General features: G+C 45.0%; 20 protein-coding genes. 10 read left to right on the top strand and 10 right to left on the bottom strand.

Annotated elements, in window-relative coordinates:
• Nucleotides 1-199: 199 nt before the first annotated feature.
• Nucleotides 200-2,452, top strand: a complete 2,253-nt coding sequence (locus JUB15_RS03260) for a sodium-translocating pyrophosphatase (protein WP_207510881.1) — start codon at nt 200-202, stop codon at nt 2,450-2,452.
• 261 nt (nt 2,453-2,713) lie between these two features.
• Here the strand turns inward: JUB15_RS03260 and JUB15_RS03255 are convergent, their stop codons facing one another.
• Nucleotides 2,714-4,468 carry a BamA/TamA family outer membrane protein gene (locus JUB15_RS03255; RefSeq protein ID WP_207510880.1) on the bottom strand — a complete coding sequence of 585 codons (1,755 nt, stop codon included), beginning with the start codon at nt 4,466-4,468 and terminating at the stop codon, nt 2,714-2,716.
• 223 nt (nt 4,469-4,691) lie between these two features.
• Between JUB15_RS03255 and JUB15_RS03250 the strand changes: the two genes are divergently transcribed.
• The 3 genes from JUB15_RS03250 (at nt 4,692) to JUB15_RS03240 (ending at nt 8,246) form a co-directional block, all read left to right on the top strand.
• Nucleotides 4,692-5,561: a sterol desaturase family protein gene (locus JUB15_RS03250; RefSeq protein ID WP_207510879.1), complete on the top strand. Its 870-nt coding sequence runs from the start codon at nt 4,692-4,694 to the stop codon at nt 5,559-5,561.
• 249 nt (nt 5,562-5,810) lie between these two features.
• On the top strand, nt 5,811-6,194 hold the full coding sequence (locus JUB15_RS03245; RefSeq protein WP_207510878.1) for a BlaI/MecI/CopY family transcriptional regulator: 384 nt from the start codon (nt 5,811-5,813) through the stop codon (nt 6,192-6,194).
• A 177-nt stretch (nt 6,195-6,371) separates the two neighbouring features.
• Nucleotides 6,372-8,246 (top strand): M56 family metallopeptidase, encoded by a 1,875-nt coding sequence (locus JUB15_RS03240; protein WP_207510877.1) that lies wholly within the window; start codon nt 6,372-6,374, stop codon nt 8,244-8,246.
• A gap of 1,132 nt (nt 8,247-9,378) precedes the next feature.
• Here JUB15_RS03240 and JUB15_RS03235 read toward each other — a convergent pair.
• Nucleotides 9,379-10,005, bottom strand: coding sequence for a WbqC family protein (locus tag JUB15_RS03235; protein ID WP_207510876.1), 627 nt, complete (start codon nt 10,003-10,005; stop codon nt 9,379-9,381).
• A 294-nt stretch (nt 10,006-10,299) separates the two neighbouring features.
• Here JUB15_RS03235 and JUB15_RS03230 point away from each other — a divergent pair, with 294 nt between their 5' ends.
• Together JUB15_RS03230 and JUB15_RS03225 are read left to right on the top strand one after the other, a co-directional pair.
• The gene (locus tag JUB15_RS03230) at nt 10,300-10,749 is read left to right on the top strand and encodes an LEA/WHy family protein (protein WP_207510875.1); all 450 of its coding nucleotides are present in this window, start codon (nt 10,300-10,302) and stop codon (nt 10,747-10,749) included.
• Nucleotides 10,750-11,492: 743 nt separating this feature from the next.
• Nucleotides 11,493-11,849, top strand: coding sequence for a heavy-metal-associated domain-containing protein (locus tag JUB15_RS03225; RefSeq protein ID WP_207510874.1), 357 nt, complete (start codon nt 11,493-11,495; stop codon nt 11,847-11,849).
• Nucleotides 11,850-11,952: 103 nt separating this feature from the next.
• On the opposite strand, the gene pyrE is transcribed toward JUB15_RS03225, so the two are convergent.
• Nucleotides 11,953-12,588 (bottom strand): orotate phosphoribosyltransferase, encoded by a 636-nt coding sequence (gene pyrE, locus JUB15_RS03220; protein WP_207510873.1) that lies wholly within the window; start codon nt 12,586-12,588, stop codon nt 11,953-11,955.
• 62 nt (nt 12,589-12,650) lie between these two features.
• Between pyrE and JUB15_RS03215 the strand changes: the two genes are divergently transcribed.
• Nucleotides 12,651-13,292, top strand: a complete 642-nt coding sequence (locus JUB15_RS03215; RefSeq protein ID WP_207510872.1) for an NUDIX hydrolase — start codon at nt 12,651-12,653, stop codon at nt 13,290-13,292.
• 61 nt (nt 13,293-13,353) lie between these two features.
• Here the strand turns inward: JUB15_RS03215 and JUB15_RS03210 are convergent, their stop codons facing one another.
• From JUB15_RS03210 to JUB15_RS03185, 6 genes are all read right to left on the bottom strand, one after another.
• The gene (locus tag JUB15_RS03210; protein WP_207510871.1) at nt 13,354-13,779 is read right to left on the bottom strand and encodes a hotdog fold thioesterase; all 426 of its coding nucleotides are present in this window, start codon (nt 13,777-13,779) and stop codon (nt 13,354-13,356) included.
• A gap of 147 nt (nt 13,780-13,926) precedes the next feature.
• Nucleotides 13,927-14,391 (bottom strand): pantetheine-phosphate adenylyltransferase, encoded by a 465-nt coding sequence (gene coaD / locus JUB15_RS03205; protein ID WP_207510870.1) that lies wholly within the window; start codon nt 14,389-14,391, stop codon nt 13,927-13,929.
• A 164-nt stretch (nt 14,392-14,555) separates the two neighbouring features.
• Complete coding sequence (locus JUB15_RS03200; RefSeq protein WP_207510869.1) at nt 14,556-15,488, bottom strand: aspartate carbamoyltransferase catalytic subunit; 933 nt, start codon at nt 15,486-15,488, stop codon at nt 14,556-14,558.
• A 186-nt stretch (nt 15,489-15,674) separates the two neighbouring features.
• Complete coding sequence (pyrR, locus tag JUB15_RS03195) at nt 15,675-16,196, bottom strand: bifunctional pyr operon transcriptional regulator/uracil phosphoribosyltransferase PyrR (protein WP_207510868.1); 522 nt, start codon at nt 16,194-16,196, stop codon at nt 15,675-15,677.
• Nucleotides 16,197-16,295: 99 nt separating this feature from the next.
• Nucleotides 16,296-16,622 carry a DUF2752 domain-containing protein gene (locus JUB15_RS03190; protein WP_207510867.1) on the bottom strand — a complete coding sequence of 109 codons (327 nt, stop codon included), beginning with the start codon at nt 16,620-16,622 and terminating at the stop codon, nt 16,296-16,298.
• Nucleotides 16,623-16,682: 60 nt separating this feature from the next.
• Nucleotides 16,683-17,177 carry a TM2 domain-containing protein gene (locus JUB15_RS03185; protein ID WP_207510866.1) on the bottom strand — a complete coding sequence of 165 codons (495 nt, stop codon included), beginning with the start codon at nt 17,175-17,177 and terminating at the stop codon, nt 16,683-16,685.
• A 416-nt stretch (nt 17,178-17,593) separates the two neighbouring features.
• On the opposite strand from JUB15_RS03185, the gene JUB15_RS03180 reads away from it, so the two are divergent.
• Nucleotides 17,594-18,136, top strand: coding sequence for an outer membrane beta-barrel protein (locus JUB15_RS03180; RefSeq protein ID WP_207510865.1), 543 nt, complete (start codon nt 17,594-17,596; stop codon nt 18,134-18,136).
• A 167-nt stretch (nt 18,137-18,303) separates the two neighbouring features.
• Here JUB15_RS03180 and pruA read toward each other — a convergent pair whose 3' ends face one another.
• On the bottom strand, nt 18,304-19,935 hold the full coding sequence (gene pruA / locus JUB15_RS03175) for an L-glutamate gamma-semialdehyde dehydrogenase (protein ID WP_207510864.1): 1,632 nt from the start codon (nt 19,933-19,935) through the stop codon (nt 18,304-18,306).
• A 260-nt stretch (nt 19,936-20,195) separates the two neighbouring features.
• Between pruA and JUB15_RS03170 the strand changes: the two genes are divergently transcribed.
• A complete protein-coding gene (locus tag JUB15_RS03170; RefSeq protein ID WP_207510863.1) occupies nt 20,196-21,401 on the top strand; it encodes a hypothetical protein in 1,206 nt (401 codons plus the stop codon).
• Between the two features lie 30 nt (nt 21,402-21,431).
• On the top strand, nt 21,432-22,703 hold the full coding sequence (locus JUB15_RS03165) for a hypothetical protein (RefSeq protein ID WP_207510862.1): 1,272 nt from the start codon (nt 21,432-21,434) through the stop codon (nt 22,701-22,703).
• The last annotated feature ends 14 nt before the right edge of the window (nt 22,704-22,717 follow it).

Below are 22,717 nucleotides of genomic sequence, written 5' to 3'. Positions count from 1 at the left end.
ACCAGTTAAATTGGTAAAACCAGCGCGAGTTTTTACTTTTTTGTGGTCATGTAATGGGGAAGGCATTATCACATTTGCTAATTATCATATTATCACATTGAGCGGAATTCGCTGAAAGCCAGAACTGTTTTCGTTTTTAGGGCGTTTTCCCCTATTTTTGTTTACTTCAAAAAAATCTAGCGATTACGAAATCAAAACTATGGACAAACTGTTCTATCTAGTGCCCATCATGGGTATCATCGGCTTGCTGTATACTTTCATCAAATTTAACTGGGTTTCCAAACAAGAAGCGGGCTCCGACCGCATGAAAGAAATCAGCACATACATAGCACAAGGCGCAATGGCCTTTTTACGGGCAGAATGGAAAATTCTGGGCTACTTCGTTGTAATTGTAGCCCTGTTGCTTGGCGTTATGGCCAGCGCAAATCCCAATTCACACTGGGCAATAGCCATCGCTTTTGTCATTGGGGCGGTATTCAGCGCTACTGCCGGTTATATCGGTATGCGCGTTGCCACCAAAGCCAATGTTCGCACGGCACATGCAGCCCGCACCAGCTTAAGCAAAGCCCTGGCCGTATCCTTTACCGGCGGCTCTGTTATGGGTTTGGGTGTTGCCGGTTTGGCCGTGTTGGGTTTAAGCGGTTTGTTTATCATCCTGAAAGTACTCTTTGCTCCCGAAGCAGCCGTGAACTCAGAGGAGATGATCAGAACCATTGAAGTGCTTACCGGCTTTTCACTGGGAGCTGAATCAATAGCCCTGTTTGCCCGTGTAGGCGGCGGTATTTATACCAAAGCTGCCGACGTGGGTGCTGACCTGGTAGGTAAAGTGGAAGCAGGTATTCCTGAAGATGATCCCCGTAACCCGGCTACCATTGCCGATAACGTGGGCGATAACGTTGGTGACGTGGCCGGTATGGGCGCCGACCTGTTCGGTTCTTATGTGGCCACTGTCTTAGCCACCATGGTACTGGGCCAGGAAGCAGTAGTGGAGGACCAGTTCGGTGGTTACTCGCTAATCTTACTGCCTATGCTCATCGCCGGTGTAGGTATCTTATTTTCCATTGTAGGAACCCTGTTTGTACGCATCAGCGAATCTGCCGGCGTTAATACCAACACCGTGCAAAAAGCGCTGAACATGGGTAACTGGGGCTCCATCATCCTTACTGCCATTGCCTCCATCGCGCTGGTGTTCTGGATCCTGCCTGCCGGTGAATTTCACCTGGTACGTGACACCGTTAACGGTTCACTTATAGAAGGCGCCAAAACATTCACCCGCGAAGGCATCCTAGGCGCCATTGTAGTGGGCCTGGTAGTAGGAACATTAATGAGCATTATTACCGAATATTATACAGCCATGGGTAAACGCCCGGTGTTAAGCATCGTGCGGCAATCAGGTACCGGTCATGCTACCAACGTGATCGGTGGTCTGGCGGTAGGTATGGAATCTACCCTCTTACCTATCCTGGTACTGGCGGGCGGCATCTGGGGTTCTTACCAATGCGCCGGTTTATACGGCGTTGGCATCGCTGCCGCTGGTATGATGGCCACCACAGCCATGCAATTGGCGATCGATGCGTTTGGACCTATTGCCGATAACGCCGGTGGTATTGCGGAAATGAGCGAATTACCCGGTGAAGTGCGAGAGAAGACCGACGTACTGGATGCGGTTGGTAACACAACGGCAGCTACCGGTAAAGGTTTTGCGATCGCTTCTGCAGCCCTCACGGCGCTGGCCCTGTTTGCCGCATTTGTTGGTGTTGCCAGGATCCCGGGCATCAATATCTATAAAGCCGATGTACTGGCTGCCCTGTTTGTAGGGGGCATGATACCGTTTATCTTCTCAGCCCTGGCTATTCGCGCTGTTGGACAGGCAGCCATGGCGATGGTAGAAGAAGTACGCCGCCAGTTCAAAACCATTCCTGGTATCATGGAAGGAAAAGGCAAACCGGAGTATGATAAATGCGTTGCGATCTCTACCGACGCTTCTATCAAAAAAATGATGTTGCCGGGCGCTATCGCTATTGTGTCTCCGCTCATCATAGGTTTCTTACTGGGCCCCGAAGCATTGGGTGGATTCCTGGCCGGTGCTACCGTTAGTGGCGTACTGATGGGTATGTTCCAGAACAATGCCGGTGGCGCATGGGATAACGCCAAGAAATCTTTTGAGAAAGGTGTTGATATCAATGGCCAGATCTACTACAAAAAAAGTGAGCCGCATAAAGCATCTGTAACCGGTGATACCGTTGGTGATCCTTTTAAAGATACATCAGGTCCATCAATGAATATCCTGATCAAACTGATGTCTATTGTTTCGCTGGTTATCGCGCCCAGCCTGGCTCAGATCTATAGTAACGGTGATACGCATACTGTACATACAGAAAAGAAAACCGTAATACCTGACCATAACCGTGATATAACAAACACTTATACAATAGAAAAAAAGATTAATTGAGAATTCCAAAAAAAATTCTCAAAATATTCAAACAACGCCATTATCTTTGTTAGTAACAACTTAAGGCACTATATCATACCAAATACCAACGTCCCCATGTTTCTACATCGGGGACCCTTTTTTTTACCCCAATACTACCCCCTAAAGGGGGAATGCTCCTTACCCACACCATTCATTGTATTTCCATTATCAAATTATCACATCATCACATTATCACATCATCACAACTTGTCCCGCTCTGCGGGATCATCACATTTGTCATTACCGTAACAATGCAAACCACGGCGGTTGAACAAACGATCCTGTAAAGCGAACACGCAGGTTACTGTGAACCGTAACCGTTATATTATTTACATCGTATAAAGTACGGGGGAACCAGGTAAACCGCGCTTCGATCGTACCAAAGATCAGGTTCTCGTTCCGGGTACGAATACCGCCACCAACAGCCGGGAAAAAGCCACCTCTGAATACGCCGGTTTCTTTAGGCGTCATTAACGCAGCCCTGCCAAAAGCAAAAAATCCTATTCTGAAACCCAGCACACGCCACCGCGTATACAAACTGGTTTCCGTACCTGCCGACACCCGCTGGGTAGCGCGTACACTGTCGGTACTGAATCGGTTAAGACCAAACTCATTGTTTATATACAATGGTTCATATACCTTATGATTATAGATCGCTGAATAACTTATATTGGAAAATTGCCTGAGCTTGAACTTACCAAAATCAAATAGGCGGCTGTACCAGGAAAAATTCAAAAAGGCACTGTTGTCCTGCCATTCTTTTTTATACAAATTAGTGCCAAGCGCCAGCGTATAGCTCCAGTAATTCTGCCGCTTATCAACCAGCCAGTGATCGTACTCCCACCCTATATATAATCGATGCAGGCTGTCGACCCGGGCCGGACCAACAGTTACCTTACGCATCATCCCAACCGGAATATCTTCCGTTCTTCCAAACCCGTATATATAATTCGTACGGTAGAAATTTATCTTATACCAGGTGAATTGTCCCAACACGTAACGTTTGTCAACATAACGGGTGTCGAACGAATCCAGCTTCGGTGGTTGAATAAATCGCTGATCGAAATACCGCGCTGACACAAAACGGCGCCGACGGCTGTCCTCCCCGCTTTTCTTTTGCTTATATATGCCGATGTTGTAACCCAGCCACGCATCACCTAACTGGTATTTATATTCGCTGAATTGATCGGTAGTTTTTTGATACACGTTGGTACTCTGGTTCCAGCTTAATTCAAGTCCCCCGGCAAAACGGGCGTTGGGGGTATATAAAGGCCGGTCGAGCTTAATGTAATATGCCCTTTCATTTTCGAAACCTAATGAAGCACCCCTGTCGATCGTTGTGTACGCAGCATCTACATTAATAAAAGAACCGAAGATGCTGGTTTTCCGGTACATGATCTGCGGACCGATCACCGGCTTGCGTGTTCGGTCATACAGACCGGTCAGTTCAAGCCGTTGGGCCATACCCAGGAAATTGGCGTCATATAGAGAAAGCTGAAAATCTTTTATACCTGACGCTCGTACTTCTGCACCCCAACTAAACACATCGCGCAACCGGACGTGCACATCCACTGAATCTTCGTGGCTTGTTCGCCGAAGAATGATGCGGGCGTCCTTGATAAAATTCTGATCGCGCAAAAAACGTTCATTATCGGCCAGCCGGTAAGGATCTACCAGTTGTCCCTTTTTGATAAACAGCAATTCCCTGATCACCCAATCCTGGGTATTGGTTTGCAGCCGGTCGGCCGTTCTTGTGAGCGCGCTGATAATGGAATGAGCCGTATCGTTCACATTTTCGCCAAATGACAAATTGCGGATGACGATCCGCCGGATGACCTTACCAGTGAATGGCCGGAAGCTTTCTTCACTTTTTTGAAAGAAAGTGGAATCCTGGCTTGTATTGTCTGTTACCAGAAAGTTGCGGTAAACTTCTCGGGCCAGCGAGCCAACCGACCTCTTCCGCTTTGTACTGTCCTGCCCATACACCCCCGACATAATACCGGTGAAACAACAACAATATATAATATATCTGAGCGATACAGGCATAATTCAAATTGGCTGGTAAAGGGACTGTAATGACTATTAACACTTTATAGGCACTCAGTGTTTATTTACCGCATTTATACCAGCAATGTACCAAAGTACAGCCCATTACCGTTCGGTTCATGTAGAAAAAATCTACTTTTGTTTCTGAATTGCTCCATTAAACTGCTTGCCTATGGCCCCGGAGATCCTGTATTTTGCAATACCCGGCTTTGTGGTTCTGTTGCTGCTGGAAGCATGGTATTCCTGGAAGGAACAAAAGGAATATTATGAGATTAAAGATACGTTCAGCAGTCTGGCCATGGGCATCGGCAATGTTGTTTCGGGCCTGCTGGCAAAACTGGTGGTTCTGGCCGCCTTTATGCTGGTGTATAAGGTCCGCCTGTTTACCCTGCCTTTCACGTGGTGGATGTGGGTGCTGGCCTTTTTTGCCGACGATCTCTCCTACTACTGGTTTCATTATACGTCTCACAACATGCGCTGGTTCTGGGCTTCCCATGTAGTACACCATTCTTCCCAACGATATAACCTGTCGACCGCGCTGCGGCAAACCTGGACGGGCAACCTCACGGGCAGTTTTATTTTCTGGATGTGGATGCCCCTGGTAGGCTTTCATCCTTTTGTCGTGCTGTTGATGCAGCAGGTCAGCCTGATCTACCAGTTCTGGATCCATACCGAGGCGATCAATCTGTTGCCCCGGCCCATTGAATTTATTTTCAATACCCCCTCCCACCACCGTGTGCACCATGGCAGTAACCTCAAATACCTCGATAAGAATCACGGCGGTGTGCTCATTATCTGGGACCGGCTATTCGGCACTTTTCAGCAGGAAGAAGAACGGCCCGTTTATGGGCTCACCAAAAACATCAATACGTTCAATCCCGTACAGATCGCCTTCAGGGAATGGAGCGATATGTTCTGCCAGGCCCGGCGATCGGGGTCTTTGCGGAACGCGATCAATTACCTGCTGCGCCCACCCGGCTGGAGCCATAACGGAACCAGTAAAACAGCCAGGCAAATGAAGGAAGAGCTTAAAAGAAAATGAATTGACACGACGCCCATCTGACACAGTTTATTCTATAGAAACCGCTTTTACTTTGAAAGTCATAGTCTTATAACTTTCGCCCGCTTTTTCACCGACCTCAACGAAATTCTGCGCCGGTCAGCAGTCATTACTCATCATTCCCTGCAACCACCCATCGGAATTAGCATCCACGAAAAAATTCGTTTATTTAAATTGTCTTAACAAAACCTTACGAAATTTGTCGTATTTTTAGTCAAATGTTGTTCTAATATGGCTACTACAAAAACTATAAAACCCACAGAAAGCGAGTTGGAGATCCTGCAGATCCTATGGAAAAAAGGGAACGCCAGTGTACGGGAAGTGCATGAAGAATTGTTGCAAACCAAAGAGGCTGGATACACCACGACCCTGAAACTAATGCAGATCATGCATGAAAAAGGACTGGTAAAACGTGATGATTCCATCAAGACGCACATTTACCAGGCCGCAGTAACCAAAGAAAAAACCCAAAAGCATCTTTTAAACAAGATGATCGATACCCTGTTTGGCGGTTCGCCCGGAGAACTGGTTATGCAGGCCCTGGGTAATCACAAAGCATCGGCCGAAGAGCTGGAGGAGATCCAGAAAGTTCTTGACAATCTTAAAAAACAATAACCGTGGGGCTGACCTGTAAGGTGCATCTTTTCAGCTTGTGTTTGCCAGCCAGGCCAATTGCACCTGACAGGTCTGATAAACGGATGACCTGCCAGGAGGACCTTACAGGTCATCGCCTCCCGTCTTGCCCCTTTGACCGGGGCGGGCATCTTGCCAAAAATGATAAAATATTTACAGATGAATCTGTTGTACCAATCGGCTTTCCTTAAAGCATTGGGATGGGCATTACTGAACAGCTTATGGCAAATGGCTTTGTTATGGCTGGTGTACATGGCGCTTACCAGGAATGGTAGAAAATTGCTATCCCGTCAGCGACATACACTTGCACTTTTAACCCTGGCCGGCGGTTCGCTCTGGTTCCTGATCACGCTGGTGATGAACCTTTACGAAGCTGCCAACGGTCCGCAGGTGATCACCTTGTATGTAACAGAAAACGATCCGGCCACGGCAGGCAATACCTTGCCCGGCGTGATCTCTCATTGGTTCGAACCGGCCCTGCCCTTTTTATCACTGGCCTATCTGCTGGCAGCGGCGTTCCTTTTCATTCGATTTTATTTCCAATACCGCCACACACAGCGACTGTTTACCACGGGTTTGCAAAAAGCACATCCTGAATGGCGAACCTTCCTGCAACAGGCGGTACAACAAATAGGTATCAAAAAGAAAGTGCAGATCTGGCTGTCGAACCTGGTGGATACGCCGGTAACCCTCGGTATTTTCAAGCCGGTGATCTTACTGCCTGTGGCGGCCGTAAATCACCTTACGCTGAAACAGGCGGAAGCCATCATTCTGCATGAGTTGAATCATATCCGCCGCAACGACTACCTTGTAAACCTGCTCATTGCCTGCGTGGATGTGATCCTTTTCTTTAACCCGTTTGCCCGCCTGCTTACCGGTATCATTCGCAAAGAGCGGGAAAACTGCTGCGATGATCTCGTTTTGCAATTCTGCTATGAACCGCAGAGTTATGCCCGTGCCCTGCTGACCCTGGAACAAAACCGGATTGATACCAATGCCCTGGCCCTGGCAGCAACCGGTAAAGACAAATTCTTTTTACTGAACCGGGTAAAACGCATCCTGGGTAATGAACCGGTAATCAATCCATTTAATCAGAAACTGGTAGCCTACCTCCTTTCGACCCTGCTGATCGCCTTTATCGGCTGGTATAATCCAGGCAACGTGATCGTAAAAAAATTGAAACCGGCGCCCGCACAGCCAATGGCATTTGAAGCGGTGCAGGTGTTTACAACACCGCCCGTTCGGGCCGATCAGCCACAAAAAGACGAACCGGTTGTTGTGGCCGTTGAACCTGCGCCCGCTGATGAGGCAGAGAAAAGCAAAAAAGAAACGTGTACCGAACAAAAGGATCCTTATAAAAAGCTGGAGCAACTCATCGAGCTCACCGCCGAAGCGAAACTGGCCGCCCTTTCAAAACAACTGGAAGAGCTGCCCGAAGAGCTGGACGGAATGGCGGCATTTGTAAACAATGCTGAGATCATTGCCTATTCCCTGCCGGAGAATATGCCGGTTCCCCAGCCGCCCGTGCCACAACAGGTGTTTCCCTATGTTCCGGGAAGCAGTTTTTATTTTCAGGCAGTAGAAGATACCTCGCTGCCCAAGAAATACATTATGACCGCTGATGACGTCAGGGCTAAAGTAGCCATGGAAAGATCCATGCAGGCATTACAGCAGGTTGACTGGAAAAAGCTGGAACAGGTGTTTGAAGCGCAGGGCATGACCATCAATATTGCCCAGATCCAACAGGAAATTCAAAAAGCCGTGCAACAGATTGACTGGAAACAGTTGAATACGGCTACTGAAAATGCCCTGGCGGAAGCCAATACTCAGATTCAACAAATGCAGAATGCCTACATCGTTCGGTTGAAGAACTATCAGCACGAACGGGCACTGCAACAGGAAAAAATAAAACAGGCGCAGCAACAGATCTTAATGGACCGGCTGATGCAGCATGAGCAGCTCAGGAAAATGGAACAGCAAAAGAAAAAGGAATGCTCCAAAGCCTGTAAGAAAAAAAGGATTGTCCAGATCTAAAAACATACTATACACGCAATCCCCCGACCAGTCGGGGGATTTTTTTGTCCCATCTTCATCGAGATCAGCCACATATACACATTATCTAAATGTTTAAAAATGCGGCCAGGAAATCCTTTTTAGGATGTCGATTTAATAAATAACTGAAAAATATTCAGTCGAACTTAAATTCAGAAAAAACCTCCGGGGCAGCATATTAAGAATGCTTGAAGAAAAATCGCGGGTCACTACTTGCAAAATCTGCGGGCATCTAGGCTAATTGTTTGCAAAAAACAGACAAACATCCTGCAAGGCCGACCAAAAATATTTGATCATGATCGGCCTATACGAGGCAGGATATGCGGGAATGAATCATGTGCATCGGATAAAGTTGATCGGAGGCGACTGGCTGGAAAGCCACCTTCCAGCTTCCAATCGGATCGGATTAAAGACAACAAAATCACGGGCTAAAGCTACGAACGGAAAACTACTAAGCAAGCCATAAACGCGAATACTTATCCATATTTCGCAAAGGAATTACGAACGAAGCATTTGAAATAAATCGCATATAAAGCCTGCCGCGGAACAATGAATCAACAAGATATATGTAACTGTTGACTGACTAACTGACAGCATTAAAATAAATGCAGTGGGCAAAGAAAGCAGTATCCCGAGGTAAAAATCAGATAGGAGTTTTAAAAACAAAATCCCGCCTTTGGCGGGATTTGTTGTTCGCAGTTGGTATTGGTTACGCAGACATTACCAAAATAGATCGAGGTCTTGTCCTTTTAAACTCTTTATTAAAGCACCCTCCCGGATCATTTCGGGAAGGTTCATCTTCGTCTTTCAATCGGCACGCCAGTGAAAATTAATGGGCTTGTCCACCAGCCGGTCCTGTAAAAACTATAAACAAAGTACAATTGAGAGTACCATTTCAAACGCTGCAGCTAACTATCAATATATATGGTACTATGTGATATTTGCTAGACATCGAAACATCTAAAGTTGCTGCAACAAAATTTTAAAAGAGTAAAACAAAATGGAAAGATGTAAAGAGTAGCCCGCCTTTTATCTGATTATCCCTCTTCGAGCAGGCAATCCATAAACTTGTTTCCCATTTCCTAATTTGGGAAAACCAACTATAAAATACAGCTCACTGGGTTCCGCTCATCAACAGTCGCCCTGCATTTCTGCCTTCACAAAACAACAGATCCAGAATAGACAAATGAGGAATAAACCCTATACGTTCCTCGAAAACCTGGTGGTATTTTACCGCGTTTGGGAAGTCCGTTTGAATCGTTTTGGGGGTCAGTTTATTCCGCCAATCTACCACCTCTATGGCCGGTTGATCACCCGAAACACATTTCAAATAATCTACATGGATGGTCAAACCCAGTTTTCCGGTCACCCACTCAAAACAGGTCTTGTTCCAGTCGCTCAACCGCTCAACCGGCTGCCGGTATAACCTGCTCAACTCTGGTTCAAAGAAATCGAACCAGGGCGACCGGTTATAACACGAGGTAATGGTTTTCCAATGCTGCGATTGCCAGGGCTTCCGGTTATCGACCATCACCTCAACCATTGGTTTCTTTTGTTCTCGGCCCTCCAGCACCGGAATGCTCAAATTAATAGGTCCATTCGAACCAACCACCACACACCGGTTCCGGAAACTCATTTTACGCCAGGGTTCATATAGGTCAAAATTTATATTGGTCAATTCTATCGACTTTTTAAATAAGGTAATTGGCGGAAAATATTGACTTTCAATGATTAACGTCATACACATTGAATTATCCGGATTTTTGTTTAATAATGGTTGAATAAAGATCAAAAACAATCAATTTTTCGAGTTAAAATTTGCAATTTAAATTTTACTTGACACTCGTAAAATGCCTATAACTAATATGTTAATTAAAGTATTCGTTACTAAATGTACTGGCAGCTCCAAAGCAATGATTTAGACAAGCCTAAAATTTGTTGATTCTAAACTTATTAGCAAAGAAAATTTCTAAAAATACAATCCTTTTTTGGCCGGAAAAATTTATCTGGTACATTGTGGCCCAAAAACATTGACATGCGAAAAACCATAGGATGGGTGCTCCTACCCCTGCTGGCAATTGCCTGTGCCAAGCCAACCGGTTTCGATTACCTGGGGGTCAAAAATTTCAAGGTGCTGAAGTTTGGATTGAAAGAGTCGACGGTGGGAGCAGATGTAGAATATTATAATCCGAATAAGTACCCGGTGACCATGAAAGGGGCCGCCGTCGATGTATATGTCAACAACAATTTTTTTGGAAAAACCACCCTTGATTCCACGATTCATATTCCGAGAAAAGACACCTTTTTGTTGCCGGTTGTTTTAAAAGTGAACATGAATAATACCGCCATGGGTGTTATTCAATCGCTGGCAACGGGTACAGATAGTGTGTTTATCAAACTGGACGGAAGTGCAAAAATTGGCCGGAGCGGCATCTTTATTAACTACCCAATCCGGTATGAAGGCATGCAGAAAATCAAATTTTAGCAGCTGATCTTTCCTTTCAAAATACTAAAAGCCGGGTTTCCATTTTTTGGAAACCCGGCTTTTTTTTGCCCGGTTCACAAGCCCGATTCCAGCAACCGGAAAAACCCGAAGCGCTAAAAATCAATGAAAAAAATTTTCGCCCACAGCCCTTTTTTTGGCAGACACACAAAACTTTTGTCGAACCGATGGGGAAATTCCGATGTGTGTCTTCACGACTTCAATCACACCCCACTTGCTGACCTCGTTTTTAAAAAGTGCAACCAACCATCAAAAAATGCCGGTGCCCAACTGCCTGTATCGCTCAGTAATCGACAGCAATTCCCGATAAAGAAATTACCGTCTGCCAGCCGGTGAAAAATGCTAAATGACCATTCAAGCAGGCCGGCGTCTTTTCACCTGGACTTACTTTGTGATCACAAACCGGAATCCCCATCCACAAAACTGCGGCGCCAAGTGTCACGGTTTGAACCAAAACGTATTTTTTCAGGCATCAACTGGCGAAAGCCGGTCCACGAAAGTTCCACTGTTCATGCCAGTTTGTCTTAAAATTTAATAGTTGCGAGATTGTAAAGTCTGGCTGGCGCTGCGCCGTTCCCGGCTGTTTTTATGTATACCGGCGTGTTCTTTATGCCGGCCGGCTGCAATTTCAGGTTCTACATTTATTAATTTTTCAGCCGCAGGCAGTGGTAAAAAATTAACGAAAATGATCCTCCGAAATAATTACATTTGAGAAAACAAGTGGTATGAAGAAAATCGTTTTACTCGTAATTGCCGTTATGGGAATTACCACCTTTGCTTCCTCACAGGTTAAAAAAGGGGTTCAAACAGTAACCATTCAGACCCCCACCGTACAATGCGAAAGTTGCAAAAAACGCATTGAAGATTACCTGAAACGCGAAGAAGGTGTTCAGAAGGCAACTGTTGATTTCAAGAAACATGTTACAAAAGTTACATATGTAACCGAGCGTACTAATGTAGAAAATATCAAGACTGCGATCGCCAATGCCGGTTACGATGCAGATGATGTAAAAGCTGAAGAAGAAGCCTATAAAAAACTGCCCAAATGTTGTAAAAAACCAGAGGACGGCGGGGGTATGTAGCAGTTCAAAAAAACATTTTGTAATAAAAAATCCGCCTCATGGCGGATTTTTTATTGATATGAATAGCTTCCAGTTAACTCCATTGACTGGTTAATTTTTCAAATTATTTACCCGTCCAGTTGGCAGGGTCTTTACGCCAGTTCATCAAAATTTCCTGTTGATCGGCCGACACTATACCCCTTTCAACAGCCAGCTCAATCAGGGAGGAATAGTTGGTAAGGGAAATATATGGAACTCCGGCCTTCTCGAAATTTTCAGCAGCCACCGGGAAACCATAGGTAAAGATCGACACCATACCCATCACTTCCAGTCCGGCCGCTTTTAACACATCAACCACCTGTAAACTGCTTTTACCGGTTGAGATCAGGTCCTCGATAACCACCACTTTCTGTCCGGCGGTATAGTATCCCTCGATCTGGTTGCCCAACCCGTGCTCCTTGGGTTTCGGCCGCACATATATATAAGGCAATTTCAACTGGTCGGCAGCCATTGCCCCCCAGGCAATACCTGCGGTAGCTACCCCCGCCAGCAATTCGGCATCAGGAAAATCCTGGAATACCACATTACACATTTCTGATTTTATGAAATCGCGGATAAAAGGAAATGATAATACCCGCCGGTTATCGCAATAAATGGGACTTTTCCAGCCTGATGCCCAGGTAAAGGGTTGCGTGGCATTTAATTTAATAGCATTACTTTGTAATAACTTTTCGGCTACCGCCTTTTCGTTCGAAGACATATAATTGATTAAGTTATTTGCGGCGAAATTGGTCTTTGCTACCTGAAAACTGAAAATAAGTTATGCACATAAAGATATACTTTAACGAGAAACCATTGTTCCTTACTGATTCCATTACTCCCGAAATTGAGCCTTATGCTCATCACGATGATGCCGTTTTGATAGATGAATTTTCCCATGGGGGCATAAATTCCATGATCCATGAAATGCGCCAGGAGAAAATTCATGCCGGAATTTACCTGCATAACAATCTCGAGGAGCTCAAAAAAGCTTTCTGGAAAAAGTTCATGCTGGTAAAAGCAGCCGGTGGCCTGGTTAAAAACGAAGCCGATGAACTATTGTTCATATTCCGGCGCGGTAAATGGGATCTGCCCAAAGGAAAACTGGATGATGGGGAAACACTGGCGGAATGTGCCGTGCGGGAAACCCAGGAAGAAACCGGTTTACAGGAAATAGAGCTGAAAAAACACCTTGTAACCACCTGGCATACTTATGATGAAAGCGGTCATCATATTTTGAAAGAAACTGCCTGGTATTTACTGGGCGCCTCCAAAGCGCAGCCGCTGACCCCGCAAACCATCGAACAGATCACCCAGATCGAATGGGTACCTGCTGAAAATCTTGAAAAATATATTTCGAACACCTTCCCGGCTATTGTAGATGTGTTGAATGCCGGCGGATATCCGCCAGTTGCGGGTTTGTAGTTTATGGTTTAGAGCTTGTAGTTCCGCTTCCTGTCAAAGGCTGTTTAGTTTCTTTATGCCTTTATGTCTTTTTTAATATGGCGACGGTCAACCGGCTAATACATACCAACTTCTCGCGTTCATCGTGAATTTTGATATCCCACACATGGGTTGAACCACCGATATGTAATGGCCGCGTAATTCCGGTAACCAGTCCTTCCCGTACGCCGCGAACGTGGTTGGCATTGATCTCAAGCCCCACGCAAATGAAGCGCCCCGGGTCGATGACCATGGCGGAAGCCACGCTGCCCAGGGTTTCGGCCAGTACACAGGAAGCGCCGCCATGTAATAATCCATAGGGCTGCCTGGTGCGGGCATCTACCGGCATTTGGGCTTTAAGATAATCGGCGCCCAGTTCGGTGAACGCCAGGCCGATATGTTCCGACATCGTTCCCTTTCCCAATTCGGCTATTTCGTGTATTTGCAGGTCTTTTTTGAACCAGATCATATGGTCAATGTGATAATGGTGATAATTTGCTAATGTGCTAATGGAATACAATCTGTAATGGGTGCTTACGCGTGAGCTTCGCTTTTACAGGACTACGGCCGTTAAAGCATTATCAAATTATCACATTAGCAAATTAGCCAATTGGTATTAAAGGCTTTTCGATACGGCCTCGGGTAAAAATTGCCGGGCATCGCCGCCATTGCGGATCACATCTCTTACCAGGGTAGATGCCACCGACGTAAACTGGGGCAAACAGGTGAGAAAAACAGTTTCAATATCTCTATCGAGACTTCGGTTCATGTCGGCAATAGCCTTTTCATACTCAAAATCATTAACGTACCGGATACCCCGAACAATAAAGTTGGCGCCTACTTTACGGCAACATTCTACGGTCAGCCCTTCATACACCACTACGCCCACAGCCGGGTTATCGCCAAAGATCTCTTTTATCCATTTCATCCGCTGATCTTCGGAGAACATAGCTGTTTTATTTACATTCCGTCCAATCCCGATCACCAGTTTATCAAATAAAGGGAGTGCGCGGTGAATGATATCCAGGTGACCAATGGTAATAGGATCAAAGGTCCCGGGGAATAGGGCGATACGTTCCATGTGTATGAATTGAGTACAAAATAAAAAGTTCGCGTTTTAGAAACGAGTTATGTTTCGGTCGCCAGTTACCAGTCTCCTGTTGCCGGGCAAAAACTTCAGACGCCCGGTTACAGGCAGGCAGTTCGATGTTCGAGACCTGGTAACCGGTAACAGGTAACCGGCAACTAATTCATTTCCCTGCCGCCACTCAACAGGTATAATACAGCCATCCGCACCGCTACCCCATTTTCTACCTGTTGCAGAATAATGCTCTGGTTGCTGTCGGCCGCATCGCTATCCAACTCTACGCCCCTGTTAATGGGTCCTGGGTGCATGATCACAATTTTCTTGTTCAGGCTGTCGAGCAGGCGCTTATTGATACCATACGCCAGGCTGTATTCGCGCAGTGAAGAGAACAGCACCTGGTTCTGGCGTTCTAACTGTATGCGCAACACGTTGGCTACGTCACACCATTCGAGCGCTTTTTTCAGGTTGTATTCTACCCTTATATCAAATGCTTCCTGAATATATTTTGGAATAAGTGTTGGGGGACCGGCCACTGTAACTTCTGCCCCCATCTTCTTCAGCAGGTAAATATTGCTCATGGCCACGCGCGAGTGCATGATATCGCCAATGATGGCTACTTTCAATCCTTCCAGCCTGCCGAGTTTCTCCCGCATGGAGAAAGCATCGAGCAAGCCCTGGGTCGGATGTTCGTTAATGCCATCACCTGCGTTTACGATAGCTGCGGGAATATGTTTTGCCAGAAAATGGGGCGCGCCGCTGGCACTGTGCCGCATAACCACCATATCCACTTTCATCGACAAAATATTATTCACGGTGTCGAGCAAAGTTTCGCCTTTGGCTACTGAAGAAGCGCTTGCCGTAAAATTGATCGTGTCTGCACTCAGGCGTTTTTCAGCCAGTTCGAATGAGATCCTGGTACGGGTTGAATTTTCAAAAAACAAATTCACAATGGTTACATCCCGCAACGATGGAACTTTTTTGATAGGCCGTTGTAAAACTTCCTTGAACTGAGTAGCAGTATCTAAAATAATCTGGATGTCCTGACGGGAGAGATCCCGTATACCGAGCAGATGTTTAACTGAAAGTTGCATTCTAAAACGCGAATTTAGGGGAATCAGGGTTACGAACCAAGATTAAGGTTTGGCGAGTAACAGAAGGCAAAAAGTTACAGGTTCCAGGCTACAAGTTACAGGGGATTCATCGCCCTTTTGTACTTGAAACCTGAAACCTGCAACTTATACTGTTATACAGCAGCCGGTAACCAGTAAACCGCAGCCTTATAATAATACTACTTCTTCCTTTCCATCGCGTTCCTTCCAGAAAACCTTTACTTTCTGCGACACAATGGAATCGATGGAACGGCCGGTATAATCGGGTTGTATAGGTAATTGCCGGCTGAAACGACGGTCGATGAGCACGCACAGCTCCACTTTGGCCGGACGGCCAAAATCGAGCAATGCATCCAGGGCAGCCCTGATGGTGCGGCCAGTATATAATACATCGTCGATCAACACCACATTTTTATCTTCTATACTAAATGGTATATCGGTTTGATTGGGCATATGGATCTGGTTGCGCACATCATCCCGGTAAAAAGTAATATCGAGCTTACCGTACTGCACTTTTCCGGGCGACACCAACTGCCTGATCACCTGTATCATTTGGTCAGATACAAAAATCCCCCTTGGCTGAATACCAATAAAAACTGTATTCTCCAGATCTATATTATTCTCCAGTACCTGGTGACTGAGCCGCCGGATTATAATGGCCAGTTGCTGTTCATTTAAAATCGTCTTCAAGGAAAATATTTTGATAAAAATAAATGCAAACCGGCAAATTAGAAAATTAAGCTGCTCCCCTGCCAAAAACCGCGTATAAGACCGATAAATATAAAATTGCTAAACCAGCATTCCCGCTCTCTTATTATGTAATGCTTTAAATATCTTGTATTCTTTCAAAGCCCATTGCAGCCAAACAATGCCAACCATTGGCAACGCCAAAAACGACATCATATTAAAAGCATAGGCTTCCTCCCAGTTAAAATGAATAAGGTGCATACAGGCCCTGGTTAAACCACAGGCTGGACAATCGCGATCAAGTAATAATTTCGACAGGCAAACAGATTCGCCGCCATCAAAAAAATGTGCAGGTAATAACAACAATAGCACAGGTGTAACTGTAATGATGATCAGTTTGCCAATTGTATAATAGTACCGGAAATTCATGTTATATATATTTAAAAGGTTCCGATGCCAGCATCGAAACCCTGTGATCAATTTAATTAGTTAGAATGTAACATCGTACTCGGCATCTTTTGGCTTCAGGTCGCCGAGTAAGATGCGAATGAAATCGATCAACGCCCAGATGCCACAACCGCCCAGGGTAACGATCTGAACAATTCCCTGCCAGGTATAACCCAGGTAAAAACGGTGAATACCAATTCCACCTAAAAAGAAACAAAGAATGGCAGCAACAATTTGCGACTTCTCACCGGCAGCAGCTGGGTTTGCACTGGCTTTGGATGAGATCTTTTTACCGAATACTTTCAACGCGATCTTTTCTTTCAAGGTAAGTTTACTTCCTTTAAGATCTTCTGCGATCGCTTTTAGTTCATGATAAGATACTTTACCATCAGCAGCAGCTTTGTTGAATGCCTGTTGTGCCTGTTGCGCCTTTATTGGTTTTTCTGCATGGGTACCTGCAGGAATAGCAGCAGTGAACATCACAAAAGAAAAAGCAAGCACAGTAAGAACAGTCAATGTTTTTAAAAAATTTTTCATGATTAACTTTTCAACAAAATAAATTCTGTTGAAGTGCTCAATCGCTGGCAAGTGACATGAATTGAACTTTTTGCCGGATGAAGTGATGGAATAACAATAACAAGATGATATAATCGTTACATTTTACCCAAATACCATCAATAATATAAAGTACAATTGTAGATTCTTAGGAGAGTAATATCGTATCCGGATGATACATGATGTATATATACACCGGAATGTAAGCTTATATTGAAAGCAAACAAGTCATTATGTACGAATAACGCTTATCTTAAAATGTTATTGAGTGCAATCAACAAAAAAAATTTCATGTTTACCACAATAATAAATTAGTGCGTATTACTTAATTTTTAATTTTTTGACATTACTTTTGGGCCCGTTAAAAATCACTATAACACCTGGTAAAAACTAAAACAATGAAAAAGGTTTTATTTGCTGCTTTCTTACTTGTTAGTTCCAACGCAATCTTTGCCCAAGTAAACAAAGGCCAATGGCTGGCTGGGGGCAATATCTCTTTCACTTCAAGTAAACATGGTGACAACGATGACAGCAAGAACACACATTTCGAGATTCGTCCAAACGCAGGTTATTTCTTTATCGACAAACTGGCTGGTGGTTTACGCCTGAGCTATATCAGCGATAAAGACAAAGGAGATGATGAAGCAACAACAGCCTTCACTCTTGCTCCATTTGCCCGCTATTACTTCCTGGACGCAGCTCAAAAAGTAAATGTATTCGCTGATGCGAGCTATGGTTTCGGAAGCGCCGGCGCTGGTGAAAAAGAAAGCCTGAACTATTGGGAAATAATGGCAGGTCCTGCTGTATTCCTGTCTCCCAACACTGCATTGGAATTGGCAGTAGGCTATAAATCTTGGGGTGGCGATATTTATGGCGATGACAGAATGAACCAATTCGGTGTTAACATCGGCTTCCAGGTTCACCTGGGCGGAAAAAAATAATCAATTGGCAATAGCCAATAGACAAAAAAAAAGGCTGTCTTCATGAAGGCAGCCTCTTTTTTTATTATGATATCTTATGTTTCAAATCACGAATAACAGAAGTCGAAATCAAATATCAACCATTATATTGCGAGAAGCAACTACTTGCCTCCAGGGGATGGGGGTAATTATTCTTCCGCCATAAACGGATAACGATAGTCAACCGGTGCATTAAAAGTTTCCTTGATCGTTCTGGCACTCAACCAGCGATACAAATTTAAAATTGAACCGGCTTTATCATTGGTTCCGCTGGCACGGGCTCCACCAAAAGGTTGTTGTCCAACAACAGCGCCGGTAGGTTTGTCATTAATATAAAAATTACCCGCTGCATGCCGCAGTTTGACGGTAGCCTGTGCAACAGCCGCCCTGTCCTGTGCAATAATGGAACCGGTCAGGGCATAGGGTGATGTTTTATTCACCAGCTCCAAAGTGTCTTCAAACTTATCGGCATTGTATACATACACCGTTAATACCGGTCCAAAGATCTCTTCACACATAGTAACATACAAAGGATCTTTGGCCTCGATCACAGTAGGTTGAATAAAATATCCGTTCGTTTTATCGCATTTACCACCCGCCCAGATCACTGCTTTGGGATCGTTCTTTGCTTTTTCGATATACGATTCAATTTTATTGAAACTCTTTTCATCGATCACCGCATTAATGAAGTTGCTGAAATTCTCTACCGTACCCATGCTAAAACTTTCAATACCGGCGATCAGTTTCTTTTTTACCTCTTCTGCCAGGTTGCTGGGGATATAAGCGCGTGATGCGGCTGAACATTTCTGTCCCTGGTATTCAAAAGCGCCGCGTAACAGGGCGGTGACCAGCAGGTCAACATCAGCGCTCTTATGCGCCAGTACAAAATCCTTTCCACCGGTTTCGCCGACAATACGTGGATACGACCTGTAGATATGCATATTCTTACCAATGGTTTCCCACATGGTATTGAATACGCCGGTAGAACCGGTAAAATGCACGCCGGCAAAATCGGGGTGATTGAAACATACATTACCTAACGTAGGTCCGTCAACGTAAATGAGGTTGATAACACCATCTGGTAAACCGGCCTCTTTCAATATCCGCATGAACATCTGGGCCGAATACACCTGGGTATGTGCCGGTTTCCAAACCACTACATTGCCGCACATGGCAGCCGATGTGGGCAGGTTGCCGCCGATAGCGGTAAAGTTGAAAGGGGTAACCGCCAATACGAAACCTTCCAGCGGACGGTACTCCATGCGGTTATGTACGCCGGCAGCGCTTACCGGTTGCTGGCGGTATATTTCACTGAGAAAATGCACGTTGAAGCGTAAGAAATCGATCAATTCGCAGGCGCTGTCTATTTCAGCCTGGTAAGCATTCTTACTCTGGCCCAGCATGGTAGTACCATTCATATAAGGCCGGTACTTGGTGGCAATGAGGTCGGCCGCTTTCAGGAAAATGTGTGCGCGATTTTCCCAGCTCATGTTAGCCCAGCTTTCCCGGGCGGCCAGGGCGGCTTCAATAGCCTGTTTTACGTGTTTTTCTTCGCCGGTATGATAATGTCCCAGCACATGTTTGATCTCATGCGGGGGATGCATTTTTTCCTTTTTGTTGGTGCGCACTTCCAGCCCGCCGATATACATTGGTACATCCGCTTTCTCCTGTTTTAATTGCGCCAGTACTTCCTTGAGCCGCTTCCTCTCGGGCGACCCGGGCGCATATGACAAAACGGGTTCATTGGCCGGCAGTGGATAATGAAAATAGCCGAATTCCATAATACATGTGTTTTTGAGGTTGCGAAGTTACTTAGCTGGTTTATATTAAACAAAACGGGACCTGGGGGTCAAAACCCTGAATAACAAAATATTATAAATTCGGCTGAAAATCAGGCCTGGCTTTTATCCACAGGGTGTGCACATGCCGATTTTTGAATGGACCATTAAGTTAAATTTGAACACATTTACCCTCAAAACGCAACCGTTAATCAGTGATCATTTCCGGAAAATCAAAACTAGCTGATAGTAACAGGTATCATATGCCTGATCTATCGAACATTGTCGTTAAAGACATGCGCGCATACGGCGTTGAGCAGGCCGGTACTTATAAAGGTGGTATAGAAGCCTATAAAGGACTGCTGAACAAAGTGCGCAGTGGCTCCATCCTCAGTGAGCAGGACGCCATGAAATTGCTGCCTAAATCGGAAGAGAACCGCTCCCGCATCCAGAAGCAGATAGACACATTACTCGAAAAATATTATGAGGTCAAGGGCAAGGCCGATGAGATCCATAACAGCCGCGACATCACGAAAGGCCTGGTACCGGTGAAACAGGCCGAGATCAATCTGCTTAAGAATCAATTAGATGAGATCAGTTCTCCGCGTTCGTATGGGCAACAGGTTCAGTATAACAGCTTCAGCTGGGGTACTTTTTTATTTTTATTGTTTCTTTTAGTTGCACTTTCGTTTTACTTGTTATACTTTTACATGAGTGTAGCAGATTTTGCGTTGAACGGTGTAGATCCAATGACCCTTTTCCAGGAAGGAAGGCTAAACATACAATTGTTACCCAGCCTTCGAAGACTGGTCTTTCTTATCATCAATTACCCCCCCCTGATCGTATTCCCCACTATTTTCTTTGCCCTGGGAACATCCATTCACCTGTTCTCGGAAAGAGGCATGAAATACAGAAAAGTTGTGTGGGGATTGCTAAGCCTGGTTTTTATCGGCGACATTTTGCTTGCTCTTCAGGTTCATACCGCTGTGAATGAGATCCTGATCAAGCTTAACCGGGATGAATTTAAAACGCTGATAGTACCGGTATTCGCAGATTCGCGGTTTTACCTGGTATTGTTCCTTGGTTTTGGCGTATTCGCCATCTGGAGCTCTGTATACTACCTTATGCAGATGGAATGGGGCAAACGCAACCAGTTGAAATTACGTTACAAACGTATTCATCGTTTACAGGATGAAATCTTTCAGCTGGAAGAAAAGCGAATGCTTTACGAAACTGAGTTACAGCAAATCACCCAAAGAGCGGACGACCTGAGCAAGGAAAAAGACAGACTGGTTCTGCCCATTGATGCGATTGAAAAGAACATCAATTATTTCAGAGACGGCTGGAACGGTTACCTGGCGACTTTATACGGGCGCGAGAAAGGCGAAGAGCAGATCAAGCTCATCAACGAAAAAACAGATGCCTATATAAAGGAGCTGAAAGAATTTCAGGAATCTTATTTCAAGTAATTTTTTAATAGGTTTCTTTATCCTTGAGTTATGGCACGTTACCTCATCATCACCATCATGTGCGCCTGGATACTTGCAGGCTGCAACGAAATCGAAGAGGCTGTAAAGGATGCAAAAAAAGATGGATCCGCACCGCCTAAAGACAATTATATTGTATTGCTTGATTTGAGCGACCGGATACTGCATAATAACCAGCAGCAGGTTCCGAAAGATATACAGGTCATTCAATCGATCTACGCCGCGTTCAAATCCAGGCTCAATGCAAAAGATCCCACCAGGTTGTATTTTACTGTGAATGATAAACTGAAACTGATGGTAGCGCCCCAACGCACTACCGCAAGCGAAGTTTATGACATGGCCGGCAACCTTCGGCTTACACTGGCCTCAGCACAGCCTGAAGAAAAGGCAAAATTGCTGGAACAAACAGAAAAGAACTTCAACACCTATCTGCCGCAGATCTATAAAAAAGCAGTGATCAGTAATAACAGCACTGCTTACGCCGGCGCCGACATCTGGAAATATTTCAATGAAGACCTGCAGGACGACCTGGAGAAAGATGCACAGAATACCCTCTTCATCATCACCGACGGCTATATGGATTTTGAAAGCCTGCAGGGCCGCACTTCCCGCAATAACCGTTATGCCTCCTGCGCACAGATCATCAATAACCTGAAAAAAGCACCCGACTGGAACAGCCGGTTCAAAGAAGGCGATTATGGTTTGCTGCCCGTTAACAAAAGATTCCCCAACTTAAAAGTGGTAGTACTGGAATTAAATCCAAAGGACGACTGGACCGGTGAGTACAATCTGCTCACTACGATCTGGAGTAAATGGTTTACCGAAATGGGAATAAAGTCGTATGCTTTTATCAAAGACGACAACATTAATGAGATCAATGAGTCGATAGAAAAACTACTAAAAGTAAAATTACCTTCATCTGCGAATATTACGTCGGTTTCATGGACACCTGTAACCGATGTAGACCCGGAAATTACGAAGGCTGCAAGAAGCAAACCGAAAGCAGAAATACAAGTATCTGATCCTGCAACTGTTACTGAAATCGCAAAAGAAACAACACAGAAAAAAGAGAATAGTAAATCTTACACATCGTATAGTTCGTACGCATATTCTGAGCCGGCAGCGACACAAAAAAAGAAAGAAAATGTTAATAAAAGAGAATATATTCGCGAATCTGCCGTTAGAAGTCAGATAGATACTTCAAAAAGTATCCAATTAAGAACCAATCCGAAAAAGCCAATTAGTAAACCAAAAGAGCAGGTCACTTTTGGTCCTGCTTATTAAAAAACCTTTACTCT

It is taken from the genome of Longitalea luteola (assembly GCF_017356035.1).
GTDB lineage: Bacteria > Bacteroidota > Bacteroidia > Chitinophagales > Chitinophagaceae > Niastella > Niastella luteola.
Note: the sequence above shows the minus strand (reverse complement) of the source record. Positions and strands in the feature narration are given on the sequence as shown.

What these genes read in the sequence shown, in the direction of transcription:
- JUB15_RS03260 (WP_207510881.1), top strand. Translation starts at nt 200, where the DNA reads ATGGACAAACTGTTCTATCTAGTGCCCATCATGGGTATCATCGGCTTG.
- JUB15_RS03255 (WP_207510880.1), bottom strand. Translation starts at nt 4,468, where the DNA reads ATGTCGGGGGTGTATGGGCAGGACAGTACAAAGCGGAAGAGGTCGGTT.
- JUB15_RS03250 (WP_207510879.1), top strand. Translation starts at nt 4,692, where the DNA reads ATGGCCCCGGAGATCCTGTATTTTGCAATACCCGGCTTTGTGGTTCTG.
- JUB15_RS03245 (WP_207510878.1), top strand. Translation starts at nt 5,811, where the DNA reads ATGGCTACTACAAAAACTATAAAACCCACAGAAAGCGAGTTGGAGATC.
- JUB15_RS03240 (WP_207510877.1), top strand. Translation starts at nt 6,372, where the DNA reads ATGAATCTGTTGTACCAATCGGCTTTCCTTAAAGCATTGGGATGGGCA.
- JUB15_RS03235 (WP_207510876.1), bottom strand. Translation starts at nt 10,005, where the DNA reads ATGACGTTAATCATTGAAAGTCAATATTTTCCGCCAATTACCTTATTT.
- JUB15_RS03230 (WP_207510875.1), top strand. Translation starts at nt 10,300, where the DNA reads ATGCGAAAAACCATAGGATGGGTGCTCCTACCCCTGCTGGCAATTGCC.
- JUB15_RS03225 (WP_207510874.1), top strand. Translation starts at nt 11,493, where the DNA reads ATGAAGAAAATCGTTTTACTCGTAATTGCCGTTATGGGAATTACCACC.
- pyrE (WP_207510873.1), bottom strand. Translation starts at nt 12,588, where the DNA reads ATGTCTTCGAACGAAAAGGCGGTAGCCGAAAAGTTATTACAAAGTAAT.
- JUB15_RS03215 (WP_207510872.1), top strand. Translation starts at nt 12,651, where the DNA reads ATGCACATAAAGATATACTTTAACGAGAAACCATTGTTCCTTACTGAT.
- JUB15_RS03210 (WP_207510871.1), bottom strand. Translation starts at nt 13,779, where the DNA reads ATGATCTGGTTCAAAAAAGACCTGCAAATACACGAAATAGCCGAATTG.
- coaD (WP_207510870.1), bottom strand. Translation starts at nt 14,391, where the DNA reads ATGGAACGTATCGCCCTATTCCCCGGGACCTTTGATCCTATTACCATT.
- JUB15_RS03200 (WP_207510869.1), bottom strand. Translation starts at nt 15,488, where the DNA reads ATGCAACTTTCAGTTAAACATCTGCTCGGTATACGGGATCTCTCCCGT.
- JUB15_RS03190 (WP_207510867.1), bottom strand. Translation starts at nt 16,622, where the DNA reads ATGAATTTCCGGTACTATTATACAATTGGCAAACTGATCATCATTACA.
- JUB15_RS03185 (WP_207510866.1), bottom strand. Translation starts at nt 17,177, where the DNA reads ATGAAAAATTTTTTAAAAACATTGACTGTTCTTACTGTGCTTGCTTTT.
- JUB15_RS03180 (WP_207510865.1), top strand. Translation starts at nt 17,594, where the DNA reads ATGAAAAAGGTTTTATTTGCTGCTTTCTTACTTGTTAGTTCCAACGCA.
- pruA (WP_207510864.1), bottom strand. Translation starts at nt 19,935, where the DNA reads ATGGAATTCGGCTATTTTCATTATCCACTGCCGGCCAATGAACCCGTT.
- JUB15_RS03170 (WP_207510863.1), top strand. Translation starts at nt 20,196, where the DNA reads ATGCCTGATCTATCGAACATTGTCGTTAAAGACATGCGCGCATACGGC.
- JUB15_RS03165 (WP_207510862.1), top strand. Translation starts at nt 21,432, where the DNA reads ATGGCACGTTACCTCATCATCACCATCATGTGCGCCTGGATACTTGCA.